The sequence below is a fragment of the Arthrobacter sp. SPT-J7 genome (assembly GCF_059089965.1).
Genome location: NZ_JBNHFF010000224.1, coordinates 1 through 5,106, shown reverse-complemented (window position 1 = coordinate 5,106; position 5,106 = coordinate 1). Strand labels below are relative to the sequence as shown.

At 64.9% G+C, this 5,106-nt stretch carries 6 protein-coding genes; 5 read left to right on the top strand and 1 reads right to left on the bottom strand.

The genetic code is table 11. The annotated features are described in order from the left end of the window. The first annotated feature begins 25 nt into the window (after positions 1 to 25). The 5 genes from paaC to galU are packed head-to-tail and all read left to right on the top strand — an operon-like array spanning position 26 to position 4,402. Complete coding sequence (gene paaC / locus AC5RWX_RS29905) at positions 26 to 886, top strand: 1,2-phenylacetyl-CoA epoxidase subunit PaaC (protein ID WP_494099846.1); 861 nt, start codon at positions 26 to 28, stop codon at positions 884 to 886. A gap of 5 nt (positions 887 to 891) precedes the next feature. After that, complete coding sequence (paaD, locus tag AC5RWX_RS29900) at positions 892 to 1,413, top strand: 1,2-phenylacetyl-CoA epoxidase subunit PaaD (protein WP_494099845.1); 522 nt, start codon at positions 892 to 894, stop codon at positions 1,411 to 1,413. Between the two features lie 9 nt (positions 1,414 to 1,422). Continuing rightward, positions 1,423 to 2,664: a 1,2-phenylacetyl-CoA epoxidase subunit PaaE gene (gene paaE, locus AC5RWX_RS29895; RefSeq protein ID WP_494099844.1), complete on the top strand. Its 1,242-nt coding sequence runs from the start codon at positions 1,423 to 1,425 to the stop codon at positions 2,662 to 2,664. A gap of 29 nt (positions 2,665 to 2,693) precedes the next feature. Then, entirely contained in the window at positions 2,694 to 3,515 is an 822-nt protein-coding gene (locus AC5RWX_RS29890) for an enoyl-CoA hydratase/isomerase family protein (protein ID WP_494099843.1), read from the top strand. Next, positions 3,512 to 4,402 (top strand): UTP--glucose-1-phosphate uridylyltransferase GalU, encoded by an 891-nt coding sequence (gene galU, locus AC5RWX_RS29885; protein ID WP_494099842.1) that lies wholly within the window; start codon positions 3,512 to 3,514, stop codon positions 4,400 to 4,402. Before AC5RWX_RS29890 ends, galU begins: the two co-directional genes overlap by 4 nt. Here the strand turns inward: galU and AC5RWX_RS29880 are convergent. Beyond that, positions 4,399 to 4,821: a VanZ family protein gene (locus tag AC5RWX_RS29880; RefSeq protein ID WP_494099841.1), complete on the bottom strand. Its 423-nt coding sequence runs from the start codon at positions 4,819 to 4,821 to the stop codon at positions 4,399 to 4,401. The two genes, galU and AC5RWX_RS29880, sit on opposite strands and share 4 nt — an antisense overlap. Positions 4,822 to 5,106: the final 285 nt, after the last annotated feature.

Genomic DNA, 5,106 nt, shown 5'->3' with positions numbered 1-5,106 from the left:
TGCCTCGGCAACGGGCCACGGCGACATCTCCACCGGCGTGGCAGGTGGCGACTCCAACGCGAGCGCCACCCGCATTACCCCCGGCAACGCCCTGCGCCCCGAGGACATCGCCCTCGAGGTCCGCACCGGCATGGCCAGGCCGTCCGAAGACGTCGCGGAATACGCACTCGGGCTTGGCGACGACGCCCTGATCCTTGCCCAGCGCCTGGGCCACTGGATTTCCCGCGCCCCCGAGCTGGAAGAGGACGTGGCCCTTGGCAACATCGCCTTGGACCAGTTGGGCCACGCCCGGAGCTTCCTCAGCTACGCCGGCGGCGCCTGGGGCAAGAGCGAGGACGATCTCGCCTACTTCCGCCGCGAGCACGAGTTCCGCAGTGTCCAGCTGTTCGAGCAGCCCAACGGCGACTTCGCGGTGACCATCGCGCGCCAGTTCATCGTGAGCTACTACCAGTTCGAGCTGTACCGCCGGCTCACCGGATCAACAGACGCCACTCTCGCCGCCATCGCCGCCAAGGCCGTGAAGGAAGTGGATTACCACCGGGACCACAGCGCCCAGTGGATCCTCCGCCTGGCCGGTGGCACCGAGGAATCCCGCAGAAGGATGATCCACGGCCTGCGGCTGATGTGGCCGTACGTCAACGAACTGTTCCAGGACGATGACCTGACGCGCCGCCTCGCCGAGGCGGGTGCCGCCGTCGTACCTTCCAGCCTGCGGGAGGACTTTGACCGCCTCACCGGCGAAGTCCTCCAAGAGGCCGAACTCGAGGTGCCGGACGTTCCGGCAGCCCCCGGCGGCGGCCGGTACGGCAGGCATTCTGAGCACCTGGGCTACGTCCTGGCCGAGATGCAGGTCCTGGCCCGCGAGTACCCCGGAGCGAAGTGGTGAAGGCCATGTACATCTCGGACTTCGAATCCCGGACCCGGACCCCGCGGCAGACGGCGTGGGACATCGCCGCCACCGTCTGCGATCCCGAGATCCCCGTGCTCACCATCGAGGACCTGGGGATCCTGCGGGACGTGCAGGTGGCAGAGGACCACGTCAGGGTCACCATCACCCCCACGTACTCGGGCTGCCCGGCCATGGACGCCATCCGCGACGACCTCACAGCAGCCTTCGCCAAAGAGGGCTTCACAGACGTCGAAGTGGACCTGGTGCTCGCCCCGGCCTGGACCACGGACTGGATGACGGACGCCGGAAAACAGAAGCTGCAGGAGTACGGCATCGCCCCGCCCTCGGGCAAGGCAGGAGCCGCCCGCCACGCCGGCCCCATCCGCCTGAGCATGGCCGTGAAATGCCCGCAGTGCAGCAGCCTGAACACCAAGGAACTCACCCGCTTCGGCTCCACCTCCTGCAAGGCGCTGTATGTGTGCCAGGACTGCAAGGAACCGTTCGACTACTTCAAAGTGCTGTAAGGAAGCCCCATGCCTGTTGTCCGCCAGACCGCCGCAGAGACGGCGCAGGCCACCGGCCGCCGTCGTCCGTCCTTCCACACCCTCGCCGTGAAGGAGGTGCGCCGGCTCACCGAGGACGCCATCGAGGTGGCCTTTCACGTCCCCAAAGAGCTCGCCGGCCGGTTCGACTACCTGCCCGGCCAGTACGTGGCACTGCGCACAAAGCTTCCCGATGAGACCGGCGAGCTGCACGAGGTGCGCCGCAGCTACTCCATCTGCGCCGAGCCGCGCAGCTTCGCGGACGGCAGCAGCGAGATCCGGGTGGCGGTGAAGAAGGACCTGGGCGGGCTGTTCTCCACCTGGGCCAACGCCGAGCTGAAGGCCGGGGACACCCTGGAGGTCATGAGCCCCATGGGTGCTTTTGTGTCCCGGCACGGCCGCGACGGCCAGGCGGTGGAGCAGAACCGCATGAACTCCATGAACAACCCGGAGGAGCTGGCGGGGGACGTCGCCTCCAACGGGGAAGCGAACTTCGTGGCCATCGCCGCCGGCAGCGGCATCACCCCGGTGATCGCGATCGCGCGCACGCTGCTGGCCGCCAACCCGGAGTCGCGGTTCGACCTGATCTACGCCAACAAGGCGGCCATGGACGTGATGTTCCTGGAGGAGCTTGCGGACCTGAAGGACAAGTACCCGCAGCGGCTGGCCATCCACCACGTGCTGTCCCGCGAGCAGCGGATCGCGCCGCTGCTCAGTGGAAGGATCGACGCCGAGAAGCTCCAGCAGCTGCTGGGCACGGCCATCCACGCGGACGATGTGGACGAGTGGTTCCTGTGCGGGCCGTTCGAGCTGGTGCAGTTGTGCCGGGACACCCTGGCCGAGCGCGGCGTGAAGCCGGAGAACATCCGATTTGAGCTGTTTACGTCGGGCAAGCCGGACAAGCCGGAGGGGCACGCGGGCCGGCCCGTGGTGGTGGACGAGTCCAAGGAGACGTACAAGATCACGTTCAAGCTGGACGGGCTGCAGGGCGAGGTGGCCAGCCCCACCCACGCCCGCGAGTCGATCCTGAATGCTGCGTTGCGGGTCCGCCCGGATGTGCCGTTCGCGTGTGCCGGGGGAGTGTGCGGCACGTGCCGTGCCAAGGTGGTCACCGGCAGCGTATCGATGGACGAAAACTACGCGCTGGAGCAGGATGAGCTGGACAAGGGCTACGTGCTGACCTGCCAGAGCCATCCCACCAGCAAGGAAGTCACCGTCGACTTCGACGTCTAACACCGACCGGTCTCAACGAAGGAGCCCGAATGATTTCCCTTTCCATCAACAACGGCGTGGCCGAAGTGGTCCTGGACGCCCCGCACAAGCTGAACTCGCTGGATGAGCAGGCGCTGGCGGATTTGTCCCAGGCGTACGACGACGCTGCTGCCGCCGCCTCCCGCGGTGAGGTGCGGGCATTGCTGCTGAGGGGAGAGGGCCGCGCCTTCTGCGCGGGCCGGGACATCCAGAACGTGACGCCGGAGAGCGACGACGCTGCCGCGTACCTGGGCGGGCTGGTGGAGCCGCTGCTGAAGAAGATGAGCGCGTTCCCGGCTCCGACGTTCGCGGCGGCCCATGGTGCCTGCCTGGGCGTCGGGCTGGGCCTGTTGTTGGCCACGGACGTGGTGTATGTGGCGGAGAACGCGAAGTTCGGGTCGCCGTTCGCGAAGCTGGGGGCCACGCTGGATTCGGGCGGGCACTGGTACTTCACCGAGCGGCTGGGGATGCACCGCACACTGGACCTGATTTATACGGCGGAGCTGATGACCGGATCCGAGGCCGTCGCTGGGGGGCTGTTCAGCCGGGCCATGCCGGCGGATGAGCTGCTGGAGACGACGCGGGGGATCGTGTCTCGGGTGGCTCGCGGCGCAACCGAGGCGTTTACGGCCAGCAAGGAGCTGGTGGCGCACATCCGGGACCAGCGGCTGGGCCTGTGGGAGGCCATGGCGGAGGAGAACGCCGAGCAGGCCAGGCTCTGCAAGACTGACGATTACGCCGAGGGTTTCCGGGCTTTCAGGGAGAAGCGGGAGCCGACGTTCACCGGCGGGAATTGCCTTTGTCTGCCGCTGATTTGTAAGGTTCAGCTATGACTATGGGGAAATCTGTGACCAAAGCCGTCATTCCTGCTGCCGGATTGGGAACTCGCTTCCTGCCCGCCACTAAGGCAATGCCGAAGGAAATGCTGCCGGTGGTTGATCGTCCGGCCATCCAGTACGTGGTGGAAGAAGCCGTAAAGGCCGGCCTCAATGACGTCCTGATGATTACGGGGCGCAGCAAGCGCGCGCTGGAGGACCACTTTGACCGCGCACCCGGGCTAGAGCGCGTTCTGGAGCTGAAGGGCGACACCGACCGGCTGGAGTCCGTCCAGTACGCCTCGGATCTGGGGCCAATCCACTATGTCCGCCAGGGCGAGGCCAAGGGCCTCGGCCACGCGGTGCTCTGCGCCAAGCAGCACGTGGGCGATGAGCCGTTTGCCGTGCTGTTGGGCGACGACCTCATTGACGAAGCAGAGACCCTGCTGACCACCATGATGGAGGTGCAGCAGAAGACGGGCGGTTCGGTGATTGCCTTGATCGAGGTAGACCCGTCCCAAATCAGTGCTTACGGCTGCGCCGACATCACCGCTGTTGAGGGTGAAGACTATGTCCGAGTGAATAGCCTGGTGGAGAAGCCTGCAGTGGCTGATGCGCCGTCCAACTTGGCCGTGATTGGTCGTTACGTGCTGCACCCGTCCGTGTTCGGTGTGCTGGAAAACACCGGTCCAGGCCGCGGTAACGAGATTCAGCTGACCGATGCGCTGCAGACCCTGGCCGCCCGTGAGGGCGAAGGCTCCGGCGTGTATGGTGTGGTTTTCAAGGGCCGCCGCTTCGACACCGGCGACAAGCTGAGCTACCTCAAAGCCGTGATTACCCTGGCGTCTGAGCGCGTGGAGTTCGGCGAGGACCTGAAGACGTGGATGAAGGCCTTCGTTAACTAGCTCTTAGCATTACCGACTTTAGAGAGGTCCGCTGCCGAAGGGTGGCGGACCTCTAGTTTTCTGAGCCCCCAAGAGGCAAGCAGGGCCCCTATGACTGCCCCTGACGTGTTTGTCACGAGGTCGAGCGGGCTAGCAAAGCGGTTGTGAAGAAAGAGGAGTTGGCCCAGCTCCATGCAGCCGGAAGTGAGCAATCCAAGCGCGCCAATTTGCCACCAGCGTTTAGTCGGAAAAGCAAGGGAACTAGCGACCCCGAGTGGCACGAAAAGGACGACGTTGGCGGATGCCTCGACGAATTTGTAATTGAACCAGCGGGGGATTCCCCTCCGATGGAGGAAATTCAGGATATCAGCGAGCTGCCCTTGTACAGGTTGGTCTACAGGGCTCGGCCAGAACGCAACAATTGCGAAGGGGACCAGCATGGCAGCGAGGACCAGCTGCCAAATCTTTCGTTTGCGAAAGAGGATCAATGGGCCCTCAGCTGGTCTGTAGTAGGGCCAACACTGCAGTACCTAGCGCTGCTACCGCCAGTAACGCTAGAAGGACGTAGCGGAGCACCTGCGGGCGGGGGAGCGGTACTGAGTAGCCGAACTCTCGTGTTGTTCTGCGCCAATGTCTCCCCATGCCCTAACAAATACCACAGCGCGATGCCTGAGCTTGTGGAAACCCGCTTGTCGAAAACCTGTAATGAAAAGGGTGGGTGGTTC